Origin of the sequence: Brevibacillus sp. LEMMJ03, from assembly GCF_007197875.1 — a bacterium.
In the GTDB taxonomy this organism is placed as follows: domain Bacteria; phylum Bacillota; class Bacilli; order Brevibacillales; family Brevibacillaceae; genus Brevibacillus; species Brevibacillus thermoruber.
In genome coordinates this window covers 1-400 of record NZ_VKJN01000105.1, presented here as the reverse complement: position 1 = coordinate 400, position 400 = coordinate 1, and the positions used below count along the sequence as shown (strand labels likewise).

Genomic DNA, 400 nt, shown 5'->3' with positions numbered 1-400 from the left:
CCGCGGCGCGCGACGGCGCCCACAACCTGCAGAGCCTGTCGCGGGCGCTGCCGCTGTTCCTGTTCCTGGCGGTGCTCGGCGCGGTGGTGTTCGACGGCAAGACGTTGCTGCGCCAGCGCGTCGGCATCGCCAAGCTGCCGGAGATCTACGGGCTCACCACCAGCGTCGGCTACGTGTCATTCGCCGGGGCGCTGGCCGGCGTCGCGCCGCTGCTGCAGCTGATCGACTGGCTCAGCAAGAGCCTGCAGCACGGGGCGCCGTAGTTTTCTCGTCATGGCCGGGCTTGACCCGGCCATCCACACTTTGCTTCGCGGTTTAAGCGTGGACCCGCGGGTCAAGCCCGCGGGTGACGAGGTGAGGTTGGGCGATGACGATTGGGGGGCGATGACGGCTGTGGGAA

At 69.0% G+C, this 400-nt stretch carries 1 protein-coding gene; it reads left to right on the top strand.

Annotated features, from left to right (window positions below; genetic code table 11):
• Window positions 1-263 (top strand): hypothetical protein (locus FOI68_RS23725; RefSeq protein ID WP_185974040.1); only part of this gene is annotated, 263 nt, incomplete at its 5' end.
• Window positions 264-400: the final 137 nt, after the last annotated feature.